Source organism: Belliella marina (assembly GCF_042682445.1).
Classification (GTDB): Bacteria; Bacteroidota; Bacteroidia; order Cytophagales; family Cyclobacteriaceae; genus Belliella; species Belliella marina.
On sequence record NZ_JBHUHR010000039.1, the window covers coordinates 569,029 to 592,181 of the forward strand.

Annotated in this window: 26 protein-coding genes; 14 read left to right on the forward strand and 12 right to left on the reverse strand. The window is 39.5% G+C overall.

Translation table 11 applies throughout. The features are described 5' to 3' along the window. Both ACFSKL_RS16155 and ACFSKL_RS16160 read right to left on the reverse strand, forming a co-directional pair. Window positions 1-753, reverse strand: coding sequence for a hypothetical protein (locus ACFSKL_RS16155; RefSeq protein WP_376887363.1), 753 nt, complete (start codon window positions 751-753; stop codon window positions 1-3). A 539-nt stretch (window positions 754-1,292) separates the two neighbouring features. Next, window positions 1,293-1,547 (reverse strand): hypothetical protein, encoded by a 255-nt coding sequence (locus tag ACFSKL_RS16160; protein ID WP_376887364.1) that lies wholly within the window; start codon window positions 1,545-1,547, stop codon window positions 1,293-1,295. A 464-nt stretch (window positions 1,548-2,011) separates the two neighbouring features. Here ACFSKL_RS16160 and ACFSKL_RS16165 point away from each other — a divergent pair, with 464 nt between their 5' ends. Continuing rightward, window positions 2,012-2,869 (forward strand): NmrA family NAD(P)-binding protein, encoded by an 858-nt coding sequence (locus ACFSKL_RS16165; RefSeq protein WP_376887365.1) that lies wholly within the window; start codon window positions 2,012-2,014, stop codon window positions 2,867-2,869. A gap of 645 nt (window positions 2,870-3,514) precedes the next feature. Here the strand turns inward: ACFSKL_RS16165 and ACFSKL_RS16170 are convergent. The 9 genes from ACFSKL_RS16170 to ACFSKL_RS16210 all read right to left on the reverse strand — a co-directional run bounded on the left by ACFSKL_RS16170 (window position 3,515) and on the right by ACFSKL_RS16210 (window position 9,390). After that, complete coding sequence (locus ACFSKL_RS16170) at window positions 3,515-3,916, reverse strand: hypothetical protein (RefSeq protein ID WP_376887366.1); 402 nt, start codon at window positions 3,914-3,916, stop codon at window positions 3,515-3,517. Between the two features lie 90 nt (window positions 3,917-4,006). Then, a complete protein-coding gene (locus ACFSKL_RS16175; RefSeq protein WP_376887367.1) occupies window positions 4,007-4,393 on the reverse strand; it encodes a hypothetical protein in 387 nt (128 codons plus the stop codon). A gap of 197 nt (window positions 4,394-4,590) precedes the next feature. Further along, the gene (locus ACFSKL_RS16180) at window positions 4,591-4,971 is read right to left on the reverse strand and encodes a hypothetical protein (RefSeq protein WP_376887368.1); all 381 of its coding nucleotides are present in this window, start codon (window positions 4,969-4,971) and stop codon (window positions 4,591-4,593) included. A 467-nt stretch (window positions 4,972-5,438) separates the two neighbouring features. Then, window positions 5,439-5,855 carry a hypothetical protein gene (locus tag ACFSKL_RS16185; RefSeq protein WP_376887369.1) on the reverse strand — a complete coding sequence of 139 codons (417 nt, stop codon included), beginning with the start codon at window positions 5,853-5,855 and terminating at the stop codon, window positions 5,439-5,441. 282 nt (window positions 5,856-6,137) lie between these two features. After that, window positions 6,138-6,557, reverse strand: a complete 420-nt coding sequence (locus tag ACFSKL_RS16190) for a hypothetical protein (protein ID WP_376887370.1) — start codon at window positions 6,555-6,557, stop codon at window positions 6,138-6,140. A gap of 52 nt (window positions 6,558-6,609) precedes the next feature. After that, window positions 6,610-7,044, reverse strand: coding sequence for a hypothetical protein (locus ACFSKL_RS16195; RefSeq protein ID WP_376887371.1), 435 nt, complete (start codon window positions 7,042-7,044; stop codon window positions 6,610-6,612). Window positions 7,045-7,118: 74 nt separating this feature from the next. Beyond that, entirely contained in the window at window positions 7,119-7,475 is a 357-nt protein-coding gene (locus ACFSKL_RS16200; protein WP_376887372.1) for a hypothetical protein, read from the reverse strand. Window positions 7,476-7,985: 510 nt separating this feature from the next. After that, window positions 7,986-8,369 (reverse strand): hypothetical protein, encoded by a 384-nt coding sequence (locus tag ACFSKL_RS16205; protein WP_376887373.1) that lies wholly within the window; start codon window positions 8,367-8,369, stop codon window positions 7,986-7,988. 583 nt (window positions 8,370-8,952) lie between these two features. Continuing rightward, window positions 8,953-9,390: an RrF2 family transcriptional regulator gene (locus ACFSKL_RS16210; protein ID WP_376887374.1), complete on the reverse strand. Its 438-nt coding sequence runs from the start codon at window positions 9,388-9,390 to the stop codon at window positions 8,953-8,955. Between the two features lie 622 nt (window positions 9,391-10,012). Here ACFSKL_RS16210 and ACFSKL_RS16215 point away from each other — a divergent pair. From ACFSKL_RS16215 to ACFSKL_RS16275, 13 genes are all read left to right on the forward strand, one after another. Then, window positions 10,013-12,127, forward strand: a complete 2,115-nt coding sequence (locus tag ACFSKL_RS16215; protein ID WP_376887375.1) for a ribonucleoside triphosphate reductase — start codon at window positions 10,013-10,015, stop codon at window positions 12,125-12,127. After that, a complete protein-coding gene (nrdD, locus tag ACFSKL_RS16220) occupies window positions 12,111-12,287 on the forward strand; it encodes an anaerobic ribonucleoside-triphosphate reductase (RefSeq protein ID WP_465252698.1) in 177 nt (58 codons plus the stop codon). The genes ACFSKL_RS16215 and nrdD overlap by 17 nt, the downstream gene beginning before the upstream one ends. Window positions 12,288-12,292: 5 nt before the next feature. Next, window positions 12,293-12,970: an anaerobic ribonucleoside-triphosphate reductase activating protein gene (locus ACFSKL_RS16225; protein WP_376887376.1), complete on the forward strand. Its 678-nt coding sequence runs from the start codon at window positions 12,293-12,295 to the stop codon at window positions 12,968-12,970. 370 nt (window positions 12,971-13,340) lie between these two features. Then, window positions 13,341-13,772: an RrF2 family transcriptional regulator gene (locus tag ACFSKL_RS16230; protein ID WP_376887391.1), complete on the forward strand. Its 432-nt coding sequence runs from the start codon at window positions 13,341-13,343 to the stop codon at window positions 13,770-13,772. 52 nt (window positions 13,773-13,824) lie between these two features. Beyond that, window positions 13,825-14,547, forward strand: a complete 723-nt coding sequence (gene ric, locus ACFSKL_RS16235) for an iron-sulfur cluster repair di-iron protein (RefSeq protein ID WP_376887377.1) — start codon at window positions 13,825-13,827, stop codon at window positions 14,545-14,547. A 6-nt stretch (window positions 14,548-14,553) separates the two neighbouring features. Further along, on the forward strand, window positions 14,554-16,377 hold the full coding sequence (locus ACFSKL_RS16240) for a cytochrome c (RefSeq protein ID WP_376887378.1): 1,824 nt from the start codon (window positions 14,554-14,556) through the stop codon (window positions 16,375-16,377). Window positions 16,378-16,399: 22 nt separating this feature from the next. After that, on the forward strand, window positions 16,400-18,352 hold the full coding sequence (nosZ, locus tag ACFSKL_RS16245) for a Sec-dependent nitrous-oxide reductase (protein ID WP_376887379.1): 1,953 nt from the start codon (window positions 16,400-16,402) through the stop codon (window positions 18,350-18,352). A 48-nt stretch (window positions 18,353-18,400) separates the two neighbouring features. Next, window positions 18,401-19,000, forward strand: a complete 600-nt coding sequence (locus ACFSKL_RS16250) for a hypothetical protein (protein WP_376887380.1) — start codon at window positions 18,401-18,403, stop codon at window positions 18,998-19,000. A gap of 57 nt (window positions 19,001-19,057) precedes the next feature. Further along, the gene (locus ACFSKL_RS16255) at window positions 19,058-19,492 is read left to right on the forward strand and encodes a nitrous oxide reductase accessory protein NosL (RefSeq protein ID WP_376887381.1); all 435 of its coding nucleotides are present in this window, start codon (window positions 19,058-19,060) and stop codon (window positions 19,490-19,492) included. A gap of 81 nt (window positions 19,493-19,573) precedes the next feature. Beyond that, entirely contained in the window at window positions 19,574-20,797 is a 1,224-nt protein-coding gene (nosD, locus tag ACFSKL_RS16260) for a nitrous oxide reductase family maturation protein NosD (RefSeq protein ID WP_376887382.1), read from the forward strand. Further along, window positions 20,784-21,524 carry an ABC transporter ATP-binding protein gene (locus tag ACFSKL_RS16265; protein ID WP_376887383.1) on the forward strand — a complete coding sequence of 247 codons (741 nt, stop codon included), beginning with the start codon at window positions 20,784-20,786 and terminating at the stop codon, window positions 21,522-21,524. Before nosD ends, ACFSKL_RS16265 begins: the two co-directional genes overlap by 14 nt. Beyond that, window positions 21,517-22,284, forward strand: coding sequence for an ABC transporter permease subunit (locus tag ACFSKL_RS16270; RefSeq protein WP_376887384.1), 768 nt, complete (start codon window positions 21,517-21,519; stop codon window positions 22,282-22,284). Before ACFSKL_RS16265 ends, ACFSKL_RS16270 begins: the two co-directional genes overlap by 8 nt. Window positions 22,285-22,446: 162 nt before the next feature. Continuing rightward, window positions 22,447-22,575 carry a hypothetical protein gene (locus tag ACFSKL_RS16275; protein ID WP_376887385.1) on the forward strand — a complete coding sequence of 43 codons (129 nt, stop codon included), beginning with the start codon at window positions 22,447-22,449 and terminating at the stop codon, window positions 22,573-22,575. A gap of 33 nt (window positions 22,576-22,608) precedes the next feature. Here the strand turns inward: ACFSKL_RS16275 and ACFSKL_RS16280 are convergent. Next, window positions 22,609-23,153 (reverse strand): hypothetical protein (locus ACFSKL_RS16280; protein ID WP_376887386.1); only part of this gene is annotated, 545 nt, incomplete at its 5' end.

Below are 23,153 nucleotides of genomic sequence, written 5' to 3' on the forward strand. Positions count from 1 at the left end.
TCAGAAATTGATTTTCAACCTAAACCTATTGTGAAATATTTTATAGTTATAATAATAAAGAGGATCTTTGTCTCTTCTAAAAAAAGAAAAAGCTTCTTCAGAATTAATGAAGTTTTCTGGCTCCTGGACTTGAGGATTTTTTGGAGTTGGACGAATTTCCGCTAAAGTAGACGTAGCCAATTCATAAGCCTCATTTTGATTCCCCATTAAAAACAAAAGTATTGGAGCTTTAATTTGATTTGTTATTTGAAGACCTAATCCATTGTTTCTCATCTTCTTAAACAGCTCTTCATCATCACAAAGTTTCTTTAACATAGGGACTGCATGTTTTTCAACAGTTTCCAGCAAATCATCTATAGTTTTTTGAATTCTACTCTCTTTTTGCCCAATGGTGAAATCAAAAGTTATATATTCATTCTGAGGAGTCAAATAGCCCAAGTTTTCAAATACTGTATTAACAATGTAATTTGGAGCATAAAATTCTTTCGCAACTTCCTGCCCAAGTTGCTCAACCTTATCATGTATAAATAATATTTGAATATTAATAAACCATGTTTCTTTCGTTCTTCTATCAGTTTTCTCGACTAAAATCGATCCAACCTTACCATTCTCAAACTCTCTTGAATAATGATGTTTTCCTACTTGAAAGAAATCCAAAGATTGAAAACCTTTGATCAATTTCTCATCCAGTTCTTTTTCAAATTGTTTTAATGTCATAACTTTTGCTTCAATCAAATCAACCTTATATATCAATATCTATGAAATTTAATCATTGAAAATGAAACCCAAGTAAAGCATCACTTTCTCCTTAGCAGTAACAATAAAATTAAAACCTACAACAGGAGGTTACAATCCACCAAACCATAAAGTAAAAATAATGGTTTGTCTATATCCTTATCGGTTTTAATTTCATGTTTCCAATCAAGTTTTTTTTCTACCCAAATATGATAGTTCCATCTGAAAATCATAAAGGACTATCACTCGATTTGTATACATCCAATTTAGGTATGAATTATTATCATGATCAACTGAAGGTGGTTCTGGTAAACATAGATTGCTTAGACCTATAAGTTTGGAGAAATTTTTGGATCTACTACACTCTTCTAAAACCATCTCACCATCTTCTGAGTTGTATAGGTAGACTAAGCACAAATCATCTAATTCAAATTTTCATTTCCTTCTCCCTTAAATGATTCATATCTCTTGAAGTTGCTCCATCTCTAAAAATGCTTATAAGCTTCTTTGCCAATAGCCTTATCAAATCTCTCCAGCATGGGGTTTTGAGTATTCAGCTACTCTTCCTTTTCTTCTCTCTTTCTTTTCTCTTCCTTCACATGCTTGATCCTATTTCTGAAAATCAGATACGCTATTATGATTACCGCAGGTATCAACAAAAAAATCACCAGGTTGCTGGTCTGGGAAAAGTCTATGGGACCTCTTGGCTTGGGTATATTTGGCTGGTTTTGGGAATAGCAAAGAAATGGGAACATGATTAAGGTTAAAACAAAACCCAATCTGAAGGTAATACCTCTTGTGAAATTGTTCATGGTTTTTGATAGTTGGTTTCTATCAAGATACTAAAAATTGATCAATATCATAAATTTTTGTTGGGTCTTGTCATAGTATCAGCTATACGTTTGTATCAACTAAGCTACTATCGGCTAAAGACCGATAGGTTTGGTTTCGTCTAAAGCCGACTAAAGTATATCCGAGACTTAGTGTTCTTTGTGAAAAACTTGGTGATCTTTGTGGTTATAATTTTTACCGCCAAGCTCGCAAAGAAAAAACACTAAAGGCAAGGGGTTTTCCCACAGAGTGAGGCATTAAAATAGCTTGGAGAGGCCTGTTGGCTGACGAAGACATCAAAAGAAGACAGACGATCTTGGGTTGATGCCTGCCCCCCAATAGACGGATTTTGAACTTTATTTTTGATTTTTTTACCCACCCTTGACATACCGCTGTCGCTGTACCATTTTAGTTTTACGGTATCATTGACAAAAAAACAAAACTTATGAACATAATCGTAGGAGCAACTGGACAAGTGGGCTCAAATCTTATCAGTGAAATCAAAAGAAATGGTTTTCCTGTCAGGGCGGTAGTCAGAAACCCCGACAAACTTTCCGACAAAAACATTGAAGCCCGAACCGCAGACTTGTTCAATCTCGGACAACTTATAGAGGCGTTTAGAGGGGGGACAACTGTTTTTGTACTGACACCTGAGAATCCTGTGTCAAATGATATCATAGAAGATACCAAACAAATAGTTGGGAATTATATGAAAGCTATTCAGGCTACGGGGATTAAAAAAGTTGTGGCCTTATCATGTGTAGGTTCACATATAGATGGCAATACAGGGAATATATTAATGTCTAGGATTTTGGAGGAGGGCTTAGACGATTTGGACATAGAAAAAGTGTATGTCAGACCCTCCTATTATTTTAGCAATTGGATGGGCTATTTGGAAACTGCTGGGGAATATGGTGTATTGCCTACCTTTTTTCCCGAAGATTTGAAAGTCGAAATGCACTCCCCTATTGATTTGGCTAAATTTATCGCCAAAATAATGACCAATACATCATTCTCAAAAGGCAAAAAAATATACGAGTTGATAGGGCAACAAAAATACAGTTCACTCGACGTAGCCAATACCTTTTCAGGATTGCTAGGCAAAAAAGTGACTGTTGAGCAGATACCGAAAAACAAGTGGGTAGAGACACTTATGTCACTTGGGTTTACGGAAAATACTGCGGCCAACCTATCGGATATGACTCAAGCTGTGATCGATAACAAAGCTGTTCCAGAACAGCCGAACAATACGGTAAAACTCCCCACTACTCTGGAAAAGTATCTTGAGGAAGAATTGGAATAGGTGATTGGCTTTTCCAGACAGTGAAGACCATTCTAAGCCAATGGAAAACCATCTTTAAATTGAATTGATTTTATTCTAATCAAAGTAGTATTTACTTTCATAGTCGCTGGTAGTATTCTCAAAAACAGCCGGGTAATTATCTATATCCACCTGTGTCTTAAATGTAGCCCATACATTCCCCAAAACCTGTCCCAAACTTGCCCCCCTACAAGCAGGCTCGTTTCGGAAAACACATCAATGGGAATCGGATTCTCGTTGAAGATAGCTAATGCGCTACGCCTCACACAGACGTGGTGGATAAATTATAAAGATATTCCGGTTCTTCCGCCACTACTTCCCGAAATAATCTTTCATGGGAGGGCAAGAACGAGAGTTTTTGAGCCAGGATTGAGAGGAGGAAGCCATCTTCCCTTGCAGCCATGCCACCATCCACCTCAAAGCCAGGCATACCAGTTTTTGCTTTCCTACGAATTTAAGATTTGAATATACCAGATTGAAAATTCAATATTCTGATCTTGTCAATTTCTAATATATTTCAATCAGATTCTTATATTTTCAAATTGGTTAAACAGACTTCTTCAAATGTTACAATCACACGAAGTACCTTAGTTCAGCTCTAATTCCATCAACTTTGTCTTCGGTTATTTAAGGGTATGTCACCACCCAATTCAACTCATTTAGATCTTCAACAGTGTACTGTCTTTTTTCTATGACACTTTGATTAAATCTAATTGAGTCACAATCAGGGAAATTATCCTTGAAGCTTTCGTCTAAGAAATAAAAAACCACTGCTCCTTGATATGTTCTATTGATTCTATCTTCCCAGCATACTCTTATTTCAAGATCATAGCTTCCGCCTTCCGGAATAAGCCCTGGAATTTGTTGGCAATTAAGCCCAATATGCTGAATACCAGATTCTGCTATCCAAATACTTTCATTTGAATTGTTTACAATCTTGATTACACGATGACAATCATCCTTATCAAGACAGGATTGAGCTGTCAAAACAATAAATACCATTACGAAATTTAATAAATTCATTTTCATATAAATTAAGGATTGTTGTATTTAAGAATCGTTCCTAAAACTGGGAAACCAAGTCCAGTAACTACATCAGGAGATCAAAAACTTCACACCTTACCAATCGGGAAGAAATTCTAAAGCTTCATATGGAAGTGTTAATAATATACTTCCGGACTTTGACGTAAAAACTATTTTTCTTTCCACTTCATCTAAATTAAAAGTGGCTTTTGTGGTATTGGTACGTTGTGAACAAAGAAGCGTCCATTCTTCATTTGAGTCTGGGTATTTATGATAGACTTTAATTTCTACACGCACAATTCCTGAAGCCCATCCATCAAATCTAACTAATATTTCTTTTTCACCAACCGTTACAAGAGTATCTGTATATTCATTAAAATAGACTTTATCTGCATTCACACTTTCTTGAGCATTAGTACTTAAAATCGTAAAAAACATAACATTAAGTAAATACAATTTGAAAATTATTTTCTTTTTATCCATAACATGAAGCATAACTATAGCAATTGTGTGTTTCTTTCTTTTTTACGTTATCATTCCATTCTTCAAGATTATAAGTAGGGTTACTACTCCAGCATTGAGGTCGTAACAACCACCTTAACCAAAACGAAAACAGCCTGATTCATACCCAATATCAAACCCAAACCCGTTTTCATCATTTCCTAAGCCTACACCAGCACTTATTCTTTAATCACTATTTCTTGATTAATAGAATTGTCCTTGACATCTTTCTCCTTTAAGGAAAAAATTGGTTTTAGAAGTCCATTTCCTATAATCTCCGTATCTGAATATCTTGCCAAGTCATCTTCGGCAATTATAGAAACATATAGGCAGCCAGCATATTCATTTTTTATCTGCTCTTGGATACTTTCTTTGTCAAGAAATATCCCCACTGCCCTTGATGAAAACACCACTTTTTGACTATCCTTTTTGATCAAATAAGCTGTCATCAAACTCTTTGCGTTTTCTATGGAATCTTCTTTCGTATCGAATTTAAGATTTCTATGATGATTCTTTATTTCGTCATCTGTCCATGGTCTGATTTCCTTAATCCTTGACACTTCAGGGATCGAGTCTTTATGAACGCAATAAAAAATGTTAATACTTGACTTATTCAATACTATAAGCTCTTGCCGAACCTCCCCTTTACACCCAAAAAGAAGGGGAATAAAAACTAAGATTATTTGGATTTTCATTTTTTCAACAATTTGAATACAATATAGTATCATGATGATTCATTTCCCCTCCTAGGTATAGTTTCTTCTCTATGATAATTGAAGTTCTCTTGGGCGCTGGGTGAAGTTTGCAACTTCACTCCTGAAAACTGGAATTGCAAATTCCAAAAATTAAGAATGAGTAGATACAACCTACCCCTAGCCTCTTTTCTAATCTTCACCCAGATGTAGATAGTCTCCTTAGATCAGCAGCACTTACTTGGAAAAACCACTAAAAATTTGGCCATTTTCAACCAGATGAATTTCTAAACTTCATTGCCAAACTTAGATTGGAATTTGACTTAAAACCTCATCTAATCCCCCCGTATTTTCTCGATCAAGGCTTCCAACCACAACCGATCTTCCTCATTCTTTATTAAATAGTTTTGATAATTTGTCAAATCTACAATTATATTTTTTCCTATTATAAAGTCTATTTTTTTCTCACCTATCACAGCCTTGCAGAAAAGAGGAGAAATCCCAAACTTTGTCTGCCGATGCTTTTTTATTTTCGCTAATTTAAGTATTTGATTTATTTGGTTTATTTCGATAGGTGTCATCTCTATCAGCTCCATCTCTTTCTTTTCAAAATCTCTAAACTGAGAGGCAACACCTGCTGTAGTATACCCTTTCTTCTCAAAGTATTTATAAACAGAGAGAGAGTCTATTTCTATTTGGCCTTTGCTTGTGAAAGGAAGCAACATAATAAATAAAATTATTAAAGTTCTCATTTGAAAATCAATAAAGATGATGTGAAAATAGATATGGGCTTACCCCAAAACCACGCAAATACATCTGTGCATGTAAAAGGTACGGGGGAATACCAACATTAAAAACCCCTGACATATTTAAAGATCTGGAAGTCATAGACAAACCTTTAGTCCTGAATCACAAACACAACAATAATTAGGAACAAATGATCTTAAACATTTAATACATTTTGTATCTTAAGATCAGACTATCTCCTTGAACATTTGTGTCAGGCAGTGATACCGATGCCTGTTTATCCAATTCTATTTAAGATCCTTAAATGTCAATGAACTCATATCTTTTTCATTAAGTCCTAATTCTAATATCCTCTTTGAATAATCATTTATAGTAATTGGCCCGACTACATATTCACTGGCTCTTTCCTTGCCAAAATCAACTTTTTTGATTACATAATAATCTACCTGATCTCTATCAATATCCCCCACGTTGACCCCTTTGGATGGATGTCTTTTTGCCAAGATATACTCTTCGTTCCAATGTACTTCGAACACAGTTTGATTTATTAAACCCTCATTTATTTCCGAAGATCCAAAGCCAATACTCATTGTAACCGGAGAATTGACTGCCCGAAGGAAATAGGATTCTCCTATTTGTTTTTGGTAAGAATAATCACAACCTAAAAGTAAAACACAAAGAATGAAATAACTTATATTGGTTTTCATATCAAAGAATTTTTCGAGGGCTATATGTATTCTCCAGATAAATTAATTTGGATTACCGGATTAGAAATTCATGCAAAATCGGAAACTCAGTTTCGGTTTCCTTGGTAGTTATTTGATTGCGAATGTACCCATATTCCAATCCAATATCAACGTATGCTTTGATCATGTTTTTTTGTTCTGCGTTAATTCCATATATCGCCTCTATAAAATTCATTTCTCCTACATTAATTATCAACCCTACTATTACAGTACCATGATCATATCCGACCGCATTTTGGAAATCTAAGAGAGACAACTCTTTGATTGATTTTTCATCCCCATTTATGGCTTTCACTAATATACCACAATAATCTATTGATCTTTCATTGGCTGAAATTTCCAGCAACTCACTAACTTCAATTTCAGAATTCTTACATTCATTTTTACAAGAAATTATCCACAATAAATTAGAATATACAAACATATTCATTAAATAATTCCACTTCATTTTTTATACTTTCTCAGGCTATATTCCAATTTCCTATATCCTTTTCAATACTCAATATTGAAATAATTAAATGTTTATAAATTATTATACAAATCATGGAGATACTCTTCTTCATGATTATTTATTAGGGTGTTTGCCTCTTCATTAGTATAAAATAATTTTAAACTCCCTTTGTTTGGTGAATTTTCAACTGTTCTAATTTCATCTAGTACGCATAAAAACCCAAACACACTAGTATCAACACTCGTTTCAATTATTCTTCTAATATAGAATTTATTTAGCTGATCCAAACTATTATACCAGTTAGAAACATCTAACAACTCTTTATTTGGATTCCTTCCTGCGGGAGATTCAAGATTTTCCAAAACATCACTTATTGTTGCCTCAGAAACAACTGTTTTGATTTTCTTAATAAATTCTTCAGATTTCATATACTATATGCTTTTATGGCTCCTTAATTAAATGGTATTGGTTTCTTTATTCAAAGGAGAATGACTTTTCATTTGATCCGCCAGTGAATCTAGTCGCATTCTTACCTTATATTCTAATCACTCAATTGCAATATCCATTGGGTCTCTATATTTTATTTTAAAGTCTTTGGTAAACTTCAGCACTTTTGATTGGTGAAAGGGCATTGACTCTTCTCTCTGTAAATCAATAAAATATCCCACACCATATTTCGAAATATATGTCATTAATGACACTTCTGATTCAGAGTTATACGGGTGCTGGTTCAAGTAATATCAGGTTGATACTTTCATAATCGGTGAGAAAGAGTGTATCCTCTATTTCCTCTTACTCAAAAGTCACGAATAACTGAGATAAACTACTGGCAATGTTTTCAAAATGAGAAGCAAGTCCTAAATAAACCGAATCGGTAGCATTATTCTCAAATTCAAAAACTTTATACATGGCGTCCCCTACAAGTGGATGTTCATTTTTCAGTATAAGAAAATTTCACTTGGAATAAACGATGGTATCATTTTCCTTGCCTTCTTTTCTGAAATTTTTAAGAAAGTATTATTTGACATGTTTTCATCTATTTTCCTTATACCTCCTTTCTTTTTCAAGAAAACTTCATTCTGGAAGTTATTCTCAAGATAAAAAATTTTTAAGGTATCGTTTACTTCTATAAACTCAAAATTTGATTGTCCTATCCACAAATCGTTGGTCCATGAAATAAACTCACCTCTATGTCCTTTAAAAAAATATAAATCTCCCCTTCCCCCTTTTTTAGAATTTATATAGAAGTCAGACAAATCCCTATTGGTAGAACATGCAATAGAAGATTGCATAAGCATTAATATAAAAAGCATTTTTTTCATAAAGACTATTTTAGGAAATTGTTTCAATATTTTATTCTGCTATGGGTATAAGATTTTTAAAAACCTGCATTTAAAACAGCCTCATGAGCCCTTTTTTCTAAAACACCCCAAAGTCACTACTAGTTGCTATGAATATGATTTCATTCACATTACCTGAGTAAAGATCTAAAACATGTTGTTTTTTATGAATTACATTAGCTTCAATTTAGTTAATGACATTAACCGCTTAGAACTAAGCTACTATCGGCTAAAGACCGATCGGTTTGGTTTCGTCTAAAGGCGACTAAAGTATATCCGAGACTTAGTGTTCTTTGTGAAAAACTTGGTGATCTTTGTGGTTATAATTTTTACCGCCAAGCTCGCAAAGAAAAAACACTAATGGCAAGGGGTTTTCCCCCAGAGTGAGGCATTAAAAGTGCATTTCGGATTTACACTATTGGGATATTGCCTTGCAGCCTTCCCATGGAAATGTCTTTAACAAAGCCTGGTTCAATTGCTTGGGGAGTTCCAAACGCATTCTCAGTATTTTCAAAACTATAGTCTATCATTCTCCCACAAAACTGTTATATGTATTGGTCAGAAATCAAACTAGCCTGGAAAGAACACTTACTCCACTTTCCACTTCCTGGGCAAGCTCCTTCAAGGTCTTAATGGTCAACATGCTGACCACATGTGCCCTGACCTTGCTGATTTCATGGTGCAGCGGACAAGGGTTACTGTCAGAGCAGGACTTAAGCCCTAAACTACAGCCACTGAACAAGCCCTCTCCATCAATCGCTGTTACAAGATCCTTGAGCGTGTATTTTCCGTGTTCTTTCCCCACAAAAAAACCTCCTGAAGGACCTTTCTGCGAACCAATAATTTTCTTTCTGACCAGTTCTTGTAATATCTTGGCAGTAAAAGCTTCAGGTGCATCTACAAGCTCCGCTACCTCTTTGGCTCCTACCTTATTACCTTTCATACTTTGAGTCCAAATATATATAACCGCTTTAATTCCGTACTGACAGGCTTTTGAAAACATATTGATACTAAATATTGAATACTAATTTCTGGTTAAATTAAGGATAAAAATCCCTTAATAATAAGGTTAAACCTTTTCTTCAACCCAATTTAGCTATAAAGTAAACCAATCCACAGTGTTCCAGTGATTTAAAAAAACCTGTGAACCACTAATATTTAAATGAATTTTTAATTTATATCCAACCAGCAAGCAAATAGATTTCATTAAGCATCTTAGCGTTTTCTAGATTGAATACTTTTATCTTTTGCTATCTCATCAATAAGCCACGTTGGGTTGCCGTGTCAGGAATATTCCATTCCACAACCCCAAGTCTCACAAAACTTCCAACAATACCAAGGACCAGTCCTGACAAAATCAATGGAAAAACATCAAGAGGCTTCAAAAATTTTGTGTTGACCCGGACAAAACCATCCGCTTTTCTATTATTTAAATACATGGAGCATTCCCCCCTTCCTTTTCAAAAGCAAAAGTATCAAAACCTTATTAAAGGATGGGGTTATCCTTTATTTGTTTTTCATGATATTTATCAAACCATAACATGACAAATACCATTACTATAGCCCTCTATTGATTCTACCTTGGCAATGTATTGTAATCGAGATTTTCAAACCATCTACACCTTATGGATCAATATGTCATCAAAAGAAATGGAGAATATGCCCCATTCGAACCCTTCAAAATTGAAGATGCACTCCAGAAAGCCTTTCAAAGCGTCAACCAAACTTACCGCACCGAAGTTTTCAAAAGCATTCTGGACAAACTTTCCCGAAAAACCACCTGGGCGGTGGAAGAAATCCAAGATATCATAGAACAAGAGTTGTTTAACGGCAGATTGTTTGCTGTCATGCGCTCCTTTATGCTGTACAGGCATACCCGCAAAATGCAACGCGAACATGTCGCCGGTCTCAATGAAGACACCACCTATGTGGACAGCACCCAAACCATAGAGGAATACATCCATCAAACAGATTGGCGAATCAATGCCAATGCTAATACTTCCTACTCCAATGCCGGATTGGTCAATAATGTGGCAGGAAAAATCATCGCAAACTATTGGCTGGATAAAGTCTACAGCAAGGAAGAAGGCTATGCGCACAGAAATGGTGACATCCATATCCATGATCTAGACTGCCTAACGGGTTATTGTGCAGGCTGGTCACTAAGAGTTTTGCTCAACGAAGGTTTCAATGGTGTAAGAGGCAGGGTAGAAAGCAATCCCCCCTCCCACTTCAGAGAGGCTTTGGGTCAGATGGCTAATTTCTTGGGGATTCTTCAAAGTGAATGGGCTGGAGCACAAGCTTTCAGTTCTTTTGACACTTATCTCGCCCCATATGTATTCAAAGACCAGCTTTCCCAAAAAGATGTAGAGAAAGCCATTAGATCTTTTGTGTACAACCTCAATGTCCCGGCAAGATGGGGACAGTCCCCTTTTACAAATATTACTTTGGACTGGGTTGTTCCTGAGGATCTCCAAGATCAGATTCCCACGAAAAACGACATCCACTTATTCAAGTTTAACCAAGATCAAAATCTACTGAAAATAGCCAGGAACAGAGGTGTAAACAACTTGGAAGATTTGAGCTACAAGTATTTCCAAGAGGAAATGAATATGATCAATAAGGCATACTATACCGTCATGACGGAGGGAGATGCCAACGGACAGCCATTTACTTTCCCCATCCCCACGGTAAATATCACAGAGGATTTTGATTGGCATGGGGAAAATACCGATCTGCTTTTCGAAAACACGGCCAAAATCGGCTCCTCTTATTTTCAAAATTTCATTGGCAGCCAATACACCGTTGATAAAGAAGGCAACAGGATAGAAAACCCAAATGCCTATAAACCCAATGCTGTCCGCAGTATGTGCTGCAGGCTTCAATTGGACTTGAGAGAGCTCCTGAAGCGGGGCAATGGGCTTTTTGGTTCGGCTGAAATGACAGGAAGCATAGGTGTAGTCACCATCAATATGGCCAGGCTGGGTTACATCTACAAAGGTAACCTTGAAGGCTTATATCAGCGATTGGATCACTTGTTGGAACTTGCTAAATCCACTTTAGAGAAGAAGAGACAGTTTATCCAAGAGATGTACGACAGGGGGCTTTTCCCTTATACCAAAAGGTATCTCCCCCATTTCCGTAACCACTTCAGCACCATCGGTGTCAATGGCATCAATGAAATGATCCTCAATTTCACAGAAGGCATGGATGACCTCACACACGACTCAGGGCAAATCTTGGCAACAGCTATCCTGGAATACATCAGAGAGAAAATGAAAGTCTTTCAGGAGGCAACGGGAAATCTTTACAATCTTGAAGCCACTCCAGCCGAAGGCACTACTTACAGATTTGCGAAAGAAGATAAAAAACGATTTTCTGATATCATTCAGGCTGGCATGGAAGAAAACATCTATTATACCAACTCCTCCCAAATACCTGTTGACCATACAGATGACCCTTTCGAGGCCTTGATGCTACAGGATGAGCTCCAATGTAAATACACGGGAGGTACAGTACTCCACCTTTATATGCAGGAAAAAGTATCCTCCCCGGAGGCATGCCGCAATCTGGTCAAAAAGGTACTCTCCAATTTTAAGCTTCCATATATTACTGTCACACCGGTATTCAGTATTTGCCCAGTACACGGATACTTGAATGGTGAGCATGAATACTGTCCAAAATGCGATGAAATCCTATTAGATAATTTAAACCAAATCCATCATGAACATGCAAATTGAAACCAAAGAACCTCAAACAGAAAACCTCCTTGCCAAGCATGAAAGAGAAAGGACCAAATGCCTGGTTTACACAAGGGTGATGGGATATCACAGACCCGTGGAAAGCTTCAACATCGGCAAAAAGGGGGAGCATAAACAGAGAACCCATTTCAAAGAATAATACAAATGGTCAAAAAGCCTATTTATAGCATTACTCCATTTACCCTTTTGGATTATCCCAACCATACAGCCTGCATCCTTTGGTTTGCAGGCTGTAATATGCGTTGTGGTTATTGTTACAATCCTGAAATCGTCAATGGTAAGGGAAAGGTAGGTTTTGATGAAGTGCTCGTCTTTTTGAGAAAAAGGAAAAACCTACTCGATGGCGTTGTCTTCAGCGGTGGAGAATGTACGATGCATCGGGATTTGCCTTGGTATGCTTCGGAAGTGAAGAGGCTAGGCATGAAAGTCAAAATCGACACCAATGGAAGCCGACCCCATGTCCTCGAAAATTTGATTGATGAAGGGTTGGTGGATTATGTAGCCTTGGATTTCAAGGCCCTTCCAGAAGATTTTGAAAGCATTACCAAATCCGATCTTTTTGTTCCATTCAAAGAGAGTCTGGAAGTGCTTATGGGACTGAATGTTCCATTTGAAGTTAGAACAACAGTCCATTCGGAGTTGATCAACGCAGAAAAAGTTTTGAAAATGGCTGCTTATCTTCATGAACTAGGCTACAAAGGCAAATATTTTTTACAACACTTTGTTGGCGATAAAGAAACAATCAGAAAATTGCCTCCAAGCAAAAAGCCAAAAACAGAGACCACAGCATATGCTGGATTGGAAATGGTCTGGCGAAACTAAGGTGCTTTATCGACAACCACGTCACGGCGCACGAGTGTCGACGGTTAACACTTGCAGTGGCGTAGTCAACAGCAGCTGCAAATAAAGTGAGGTCATTATTGTTAAGTGCCTACTGGTATGAAAGCGGGGATACCTATAGAATATTATCCATGATGTCCATGGCAAAATTCAAAAGTTGTCAGCAAGTTCTAAAAGGTGATTCATTAAAAAATTACTGATTCCTTTTATCAGAAACCCTTACTTTATACCTCTTTTACCCCAAAAACCTCCAAGATCCCCCCCATTCTTTTCAAGCATAGTCAAAAAAATATTAAAGGATATTTTTATCTTTATTTAAAAAAGGATATATTTGTCCTGTATTAAAGACAAGATGTTCTCAAAAGCCTGCAAATATGCCATCAATGCCATGATCTATTTGGCCACAATAAAAGAAGGTGTACAACGTGCGGGGCTTAAAGAGATCGCCAAAGCCATCGATTCTCCCGAAGCATTCACTGCAAAAATACTACAGCAGTTGGTCAGGGACGAGCTGTTGAACTCAGCCAAAGGCCCAAACGGGGGCTTTGCCATACACGGTGATCCCAAAACCATCTCCATAGCACAAATTGTTGCTTCGATAGATGGTGACTTGATATTCACGGGATGTGCCTTGGGTCTGGAAAAATGTTCTGAAGAGCATCCCTGCCCTGTCCATCATAAATTCAAGGCTGTCAGGGACCATTTGACCGGCATGATGCTTACGACCAATCTGAAGGCTATTGCAAGCCAAGTCAATGAAGGGACAAGCTTTCTGAAATCTTAAAAAAATTTAAAACAATAAAAGATAAATTAGTCTTTTTTAAACCAAATATGAAATGTTACAGGAACTAGCAAACAGAAAAGTCGGCGGAATAGTCGCAGAAAACTTCAAAACAGCCAAAATCTTTACGCAATACGGTATAGACTTTTGTTGCAAAGGCGGTATCAGTGTGAGTGATGCCTGTGAAAAAAATGGTGTGGAACTTTCAAGTATACTCTCAGACCTAGAACAGGCAGTTGTGCAGAAAGAAGAAGTACACTACAAAGACTTTGGCTTGGGTGAGTTGATCGACCATATCATAAGCAAGCACCATCGCTATGTCGAAGAAACTATTCCATCACTAAAAATCTATCTCCCCAAACTCGCAGCAGTACATGGAGGCAGGCATGCTGAGTTGTTTGGTGTTGCACAGGAGTTTTTGTTCGCTGCTGATGCACTAAGCAGCCACATGAAAAAAGAAGAACTGATACTCTTCCCCTACATCAAGGCCATGGAAGAAGCTGAAAGAAGTAGCTTCACACTCTCCAAACCCCATTTTGGCCATATTGACAATCCCATTGCGATGATGGAGCACGAACATGATACCGAGGGGGAAAGGTTCAGGAAAATAGCTGCTTTGACAGACGGATATACATGCCCACCTGATGGCTGTCAGACTTACAAGGTCGCCTTCGCCATGCTCAAGGAATTTGAAGAGGATTTACATACCCATATCCATTTGGAGAACAACATCCTTTTCCCTAAAGCCAAAGTATTGTTCAACACCCTGAATACTTGACCAACCATGAATACTGCCCATACACATACATACAATCGGCACATGCCTTCCATTGCCTCCAAGTCTCTTCCCAGAACTTGGATGTCATGGGCAGTATTCTTTTTCTTTTGTGCTTCTGTTTTTGGATTGGCGATGCGCTATTTCTTCATTGGAGAAATCCCCTTTTTCGAATACAAGCATCTCCTTCATGCACATTCCCATATTGCTCTTCTGGGATGGGGATACCTGCTCCTGACTGGGCTATTGACTTTTAGCTATGTCAAAAGCCCCCTCCGCTTGAAGCTTTACAAAAAAATATTGATCCTGACTGTCATCGCCAATATAGGGATGATGCTCAGTTTCCCATTCCAGGGTTATGGAGGCTTTAGCATTGCATTTTCCACCATGCATCTTGTATTGAGCTATGTTTTTGCTTATTCCTTTTTTCGGGATTTGAAAAAATCGGCTTCCGGTACTGCCAAAACACTGATCTGTCTGAGCATCATCTGGATGCTGATCTCCAGTATAGGATTGTGGGCCATTGCACCGATTGGTGCCATTTTGGGGCGAATGCATCCACTTTATTTTATGTCCGTACAGTGGTTTTTACATTTTCAGCTAAACGGCTGGTTTGTGTACGCACTCCTTGGTTTGGTTTTGATTTATATGGAGACAAAAGGCCATCCGATTAAAATTGGGCCAAAAACACTGCTTGCACTTCATTTATCCCTCTTCCTTACATACGCACTCCCTGTGTCATGGAGCATGCCGGCCACAGTCTTGCTGTACCTGAATGGATTGGGGGTTGTTCTACAGGCATTTGCCTACTTCATCATCCTTAGACCAATCATCACCCAGCTTCATAGCAGTTACTGCCTTTCAAAAAGCTGGATAAATTCCATGCTTTGGATAGGGATCATCAGTCTTCTGGCCAAAGCTTTGATTCAGGCTACTCTCATTTTGCCCGATGTTGCCAACGTAGCCTACACTATCAGAAACTATGTCATTGGCTTTGTCCATTTGGTCATGCTTGGTGCCATTACTTTTGGCTTGGGGGCATTGGCTTTGAAAAACAATTGGCTGCGCAAAAACCGTCAAGCCCTAATAGCCTGGGTACTACTGGCCATTGGCTTCATCACTTCGGAGTTCCTAATCTTGGGACAGGGCATCTTGCTTTGGGCCAAACTGGGTTTTATACCCCATTACCACCTCTTGGTCTTTATCGCTTCTGCTTTTCTGCCACTGGGTCTTGCCTTGATGCTCCTTGCCCAATGGTTTTCATATCCTCCCATTCAGAAATCACCAAAATCAATTCAAATTCAAAAAAGTCACCACAAATCTAAAATCACAGAAACTATGAAAAGTACAGTACTGATGTCAATGGGAATAGCATTGCTCCTGATGGCTAGCTGCGGAGGTGGGGGAAGTAATGAAAACCAGGGATCCTATACCCCTCCCAGTGCAAAAAAAGAAAAAGTAGCAGACCCCAAAGGGATAGGCGAAATCAAAGAAGTGATCCTAGGTGATGAAATCGATCAGGTCTTGGCTGAAAAAGGAAAAGCCATTCTGGACATGAAATGCACGGCTTGTCACCAGTATAATGCCAAACGGCTGGTAGGTCCTGGCTTCGAAGGGCTCACCAACAGAAGGAGATCTGAATGGATCATGAATATGATCACCAATGTAGATGTGATGCTCAATGAAGACCCTGTAGCACAAAAGTTATTGGAGGAATGTCTGACCAGGATGCCAAACCAAAACATATCCATAGATGAATCCAGGCAAATACTCGAATACTTTAGAAAAAACGATAGAGAAAAAACCGGCGGCAGTGATGCAGCTATGAATTGATCCAAATTTAACCCCCAAGAAAATGAAAAAAAGAATATGGTTATTGGCAGGAGCTGTGATAGTAATGGCTTTCGCCCCAGGATGCAAACCTAAAGGAGCCCAATCAGCGCTTTCCGGGGATGCCGCCAACAAAGTGTATGTAGCACCGGGAGAGCATGATGAATTTTACAACATTGTCTCCGGTGGGTTCAACGGTCAAATTTCTGTCGTAGGCTTACCTTCCGGACGGACATTGAAGATAGTGCCTGTTTTCTCAGTCCATCCCGAAAATGGCTGGGGATTTTCGGAAGAGTCCAAGCCTATGCTGAATACCGCCCATGGGTTTGTGCCATGGGATGACCTTCACCACATTGCGATTTCTACTACCAATGCAGAACACGATGCGAGATGGGCATTTGCAAACGGGAACAATACCCCCAGAATTGCCAGGGTGGATCTGACCACCTTCAAAACTGTGGAAATCCTCGAAATCCCAAATTCCGCAGGAAACCACTCATCTCCTTTTATCACAGAAAACACTGAATATGTAGTGGCAGGAACCCGATTTTCCGTCCCTACAGGTGAGAACATGGATGTTCCAATAGATACTTACAAAGAAAACTTCAAGGGATCCATCTCTTTCATATCTGTAGACAAAGACCATGGAACTATGGACCTCGCTTTCCAGATTGAGGCACCGCCATTCAACTTTGATCTGGCCCGCGCAGGAAAGAAAAAATCACATGGCTGGTTCTTCTTCTCAACATACAATACCGAGATGGCGCATACCCTTTTGGAAGTTAATGCCTCACAGAAAGACAAAGACTTCATCATGGCTGTCAACTGGAAAAAAGCAGAACAGTACATCCAACAAGGCAAAGGCAAGAAATCAAAAGCCAAATATGCCCACAATGTATGGGACGAAGATACCCATACCGCAACTTCCACCATCAAGGAAGATATCCTGACTTTGAATCCGAAAGAATTGAAGGACATTATCTACTTCATTCCATGCCCAAAATCCCCCCATGGAACAGATACAGACCCTACCGGTGAATACATTATCGGCAGTGGCAAGCTGGCAGCAATTATTCCTGTCTTCTCCTTCACCAAAATGCTCAAGGCAATTGAAGACAAGGACTTCGAAGGCAGCATTGATGGCATGCCGGTGTTAAAATATGAATCTGTATTGCATGGAGAAGTCAATAAACCTGGATTAGGGCCACTTCACACAGAGTTTGATGGAAGAGGCAATGCATACACATCCATGTTTGTGTCCTCTGAAGTTGTAAAATGGAACATAGAAACCCTTCAGGTATTGGATAGAGTGCCCACTTACTACTCCGTAGGGCACTTGATGATTCCGGGTGGGCCAACCGGTAAACCCCACGGGAAATACCTGGTAGCCTATAATAAAATCACGAAAGACAGATACTTGCCAACAGGACCTGAATTGGCACACTCCGCCCAGTTATATGACATCTCAGGGGATAAGATGCAATTGCTGCTGGATTTCCCGACAATCGGCGAGCCTCATTATGCAGAAGCATTCCCAGCATCTCTGATCAAAGACAAGCAGGTAAAGTTCTATCCCTTGGAGAAAAACAACCACCCAAGAGCGCTTAAAGGCATCAACAATGCCCGTGTCGAAAGAGATGGCAACAAGGTTCACATCTACATGACCACCATCAGATCCAACTTCCGACCTGACAATATCGAAGGCATAAGGGTGGGTGATGAAGTGTATTTCCACGTGACCAATCTGGAACAAGACTGGGATGTACCACATGGTTTTGCTGTGAAAGGTGCCAATACAGCAGAATTGCTGGTGATGCCAGGAGAAACCGCCACGCTCAAGTGGGTGCCCAATAGGGTTGGGATTTTCCCATTCTATTGTACAGATTTCTGCTCTGCGCTTCACCAGGAAATGCAAGGATACCTCAGGGTATCTCCTGCAGGAAGCAATACACCCATCAAGTTCTCAACGGGTGAATGACAAGTCCACTACCACCGGCAGCAATGTCGGTGGTTTACCACCAAGGTTATGAAAAAAATAGATTCATTAAACCGGGCACTGATTTTCATTGCCGCTATCCTGATGGTCTCTGCTTACTATACTCCCCTTTGGCAAATAAGTCTCTGGGCTCCACAATACCCTGAGGGACTCAACATGAAAATCTGGATTGACAGACTCAGTGGGGATGTTGACATCATCAATGGTGTCAACCACTACATCGGCATGAAACATATAGGGGAAGAAATGTTTCCCGAATTCATTTACCTAAAATATGTATTTGCCTTCATCATTGCCTTTGGTGTCTTGGCAGCCTTGTTTGCTGGCAGGTGGATGGCTTATACCTTTCTGGGAATGATCTCACTTTTGGGTATAGGCGTCTTGGTAGACATGTACCTCTGGGGCTATGACTACGGACACAACCTTGATCCTACAGCTGCCATCAAGGTTCCGGGGATGTCTTATCAGCCCCCTTTATTGGGTTATAAAGAGCTCCTCAACTTTCTGGCTTATTCGGGGCCTGATACAGGGGGATGGCTTATTTCTGCCTCCGGTTTACTGATGATCTTCCTGGCTGTAAGATGCCACCTGGAAGACAAAAAAAACAAATCAGCCAATCCATACCTATAAACAAAATATCCAGAACAATTCGACATCCAAATCACGGTCACCAAAAGTCATCATATCATGAAAATTCAACTCTTAAACCTCATCTCGATTATCTTCCTGCTATCCTGCAGTGCTGATCCTCGTGCCATCAGATATGGGGAAGACAGCTGTCATCATTGCAAAATGAAGCTGATGGATCCCCAATATGGGTCTGAAGTAGTCACCCAAAAAGGCAAAATATTCATTTTTGATGATGTCAATTGCCTGATGTCATTCTTAGGATCTGAAGAAGTCAGCAATCAAGACATCAAACACATTCTGATCATGGATTATGACCGGGTGGAGACATTGACAGATGCTACTATCGCCTTCTATTTAAAATCAGACAAATTCAAAACTCCAATGGCAAGCAATGTTGTCGCCTTCTCAGACTACGAAACTCTCAAAAAATACAAAAAAGACCACGGCGGAATCTATATGGCCTGGGGAGAACTTCTCACGCAGTTTAAGTAAGGGTGAAGGGTGAAAATCCGTCTTGACTCTAGCTTCTTGTCTCTTGCTTCCCGCATCCATCATCCCTAAATCTACAATGCCATGAAAACAACCATCATACTTTTACTTCTTCTCAGCAGCCCGGCATGGGCGGAGACAATCCGGCTGCAGCCTGGAGATTCTATCAAAGGGGCTGTAGAGAAAGCCATTGCAGGTGATGTGATCATCCTGAGTCCCGGGGAATATCTGGAACACGAAATCATTATCCGTAAACCACTTACCATACAAGGGGATGGAATGCCTACCATCAACGGGGAAGAAAAGGGGGATATCTTTATTGTTGCTGGAGAAGACATTCATTTCAAAAACCTCAGGATCATCAATACAGGCAAGTCCAATATTGACGATTCCGCTGCCATCAAATTCCTTGACTCCCAAAACTGCAGCATCGATGGCCTTAAGCTTGACAATACTTTCTTTGGCTTGCACTTTTCCAACTCCTCAAATCTTACCATCAAAAACAACAAACTCATTTCAAGGGCTGAAAGGGAATATCAGACCAGCAACGGGATCCACCTCTGGAAGTGTAAAGACTCCATGGTCGAAGGCAACTATATAGAAGGTCATCGGGATGGAATCTATTTGGAATTTGTCACCAATACCATCAGTAAGGACAATACCGTAGTCGGTAACAAACGCTACGGCCTGCACTTTATGTTTTCCCATGACAACAGCTATATCAAAAATACCTTTCGTAAAAATGGAGCAGGTGTGGCCGTGATGTACACCCGCAATGTCTTGATGAAGGACAATATTTTCGAAGAAAACGAAGGATCCAGCTCCTATGGCATCTTACTCAAAGACATCACTGACTCAGAAGTGGTTGGCAATATATTCCGCAAGAACACCATTGGCATCTATATGGAAGGAAGCAGTAGGACGCTTTTCAAAAACAACACTTTCAGCAGCAATGGCTGGGCGCTCAAACTGATGGCAAGTTGTGACGACAACACCTTCGAGGCCAATAACTTTACAGGCAATACCTTCGACATCAGCACCAATGGCAGTGTCGTATTAAATATTCTCAAAGAAAACTACTGGGATAAATATGAAGGATATGACTTAAACAAAGACAGCATCGGTGACATCCCCTATAGACCCATCAGCTTGTTTTCGGTGATTGTGGAGAAAATCCCCTCTGCAGTGATCCTGTGGAGAAGCTTCATGGTCACCCTGTTGGATAAAATGGAAAAAACCATTCCTGCCATCACCCCAGAAAACATGATCGACAACAGTCCTAAAATGAAACCTTATGATTTCAGTTAGAAATATTTCCAAAAAATTCGGCAAGTTAGAAGTCCTCAAATCATTCGATTTGGAATTTGAAGCGGGAAAAAGCTATGCCTTGATGGGACCCAACGGTTCTGGCAAAACCACCCTGATCAAAATCATCCTGGGTATGGTCATCCCCAATTCCGGTGACGTACTTGTACACGGCAAGTCTATCCAAGGGAACTTTGAATACAGGTCCAATATCGGTTACATGCCCCAAATAGGAAGATACCCTGACAATATCCAAATTGGCCAACTTTTCAGCATGATGCAAGACATGCGGCCAAGTATCAAAGATTATGACCTGGAATTGATAGAAGCATTTGGTCTGGACAAGATCATGGCCAAACCCATGCATACCCTTAGCGGGGGAACGCGGCAGAAAGTAAGTGCAGCACTTGCCTTTATGTTTGGGGCAGATATTCTGGTATTGGATGAACCTACAGTAGGACTTGACCCCATGGCTGTCGAAACATTGAAGCATAAAATCAAAAAAGAGCGTGATTCCGGAAAGCTCATCCTGATTACCTCCCACATCCTGAGCGAACTGGATGAATTGACAGACCATGCAATTTATATCAATGAGGGAGAGGTCTTTTTCAATGATACCATCACTTGTCTCAAGGATATGACGGGAGAAGAAAAATTCTCAACTGCCATCGCAAGATTAATGGAATGGAGTTTAAAAAAAAAGAAAAAAAACAATTTGAGTCATGTTTAAGCTACTGAAGTATTCGCTTTATGATATTGTGAAAAGCAGGTTTGTTATCCTCTATACCATATTCATGGTATTGGTAGCCGTGTCTATTTATCAAGTATCTGAGGATATGGGCAAAGTCTCCCTAAGTCTTCTCAATATAATGCTGATGATTGTGCCTCTGATAGCTGCTGTGTTTGCGACTACGCACTTTTTCAATAATCTTGAATTTACAGAGTTGATGCTTGCCCAACCGGTGAAGCGAAGGGATGTATTCTTGAGCCAGATTTTAGCAGTCATCATTATGCTGAGTGCCTCAATTTTTGTTGGCCTTGGGATTCCTATGATATTATGGGGAGCGGATACTACGGTGATTACACTTTTGGTAATTGGTATTGCACTAAGTATTGTCTTTGCAGGGTTGGCATTTTTGGCTTCCGTACTCACCTGTGACAAGACCAAAGCCATCGGCATCAGCATATCATTTTGGATTTACTTCTCTCTGATCTACGATGGGTTTGTACTTTATCTTATCTACAGCCTGTCTGATTATCCCCTGGAAAAAACAACTTTGGGATTGGTATTCTTGAACCCTATAGATCTTGGCAGAATCATCATGCTGATGCAATTGGATATTTCTGCATTGATGGGATATACGGGTGCTTTCTTCCAGCAGTTTTTCGGATCTGCCAAGGGGATTTTGCTTTCTACTTCCATGATGCTATTGTGGATCCTCTGTCCCAACATATTAGCGATGAAGATCTTTAGGAAGAGAGATTTTTGAAAAAAAATTGACCATTTACTTCCATGTTAATTTTCATCAGGTATAGAGAACTAAAACGATACAATATGCCGGCATTTGCTTCAATTAAGGGACCTCTAAAATTTAATTATCGATACATGTATTTGCCAAGCAAGCCCAAGAGGCAAAGGAATAAATAAAGGAATGGCGGGAAGCCCAGTCTTTTTGCCATCATACATCGTGGCAGGCATATCCACCCACCACCGTACTGTTCAAAAGCAGATCAGCAATGCCATCACCAGCTTCAAGAAGCTGAAGGAAAACAACTGCTGAAAGCGCTATCCCAAAGTGAAATTTGAACCCTGTTCAAACCCTTGAGATCTTCACCAAATTCCGAAGCGCATCATTTTCGGTTGGAAGGTTCCCAGACCTGGCGAATTCAGCCCAAATTCCCCGGAATTTTTTCCCTTCGAGTTCCACCTCTTCCCATTCGATCCCTTCAGTCAGCATAGCTTTTTCCCAAGTGGCCTTATCACCAAACAACAATGGCAGGTCTATGGTATGGGTTGCCCCGAACCCGTTGGTTTTGGAACCCCATGCAATCTCATACAGGTAGGCCTTCCCTCCTGCTTTTGCATGCCTTTGTGCGAATTCATTTGAGGCCTTTTTGTAGACTTTATAGCTCAATAGCCTAACAATAACCTTCTCAAAATACTTGCCGAGGAAAGGCAGTTTTACGAATCTTTGAACAGGTTTTAGGTTTGGGATATAAATTGAGGCTTCCTGTTTGGCATAGCCTATCAACACTTCGTATTTAGTGGCAACCCTGCTCCAGGCTTCGTCGATATCAGCTTCTTTTGGCAGGGGATCATGGCCATACTGTAAAGCAAATGGCATAGCCCCTTTCAAGC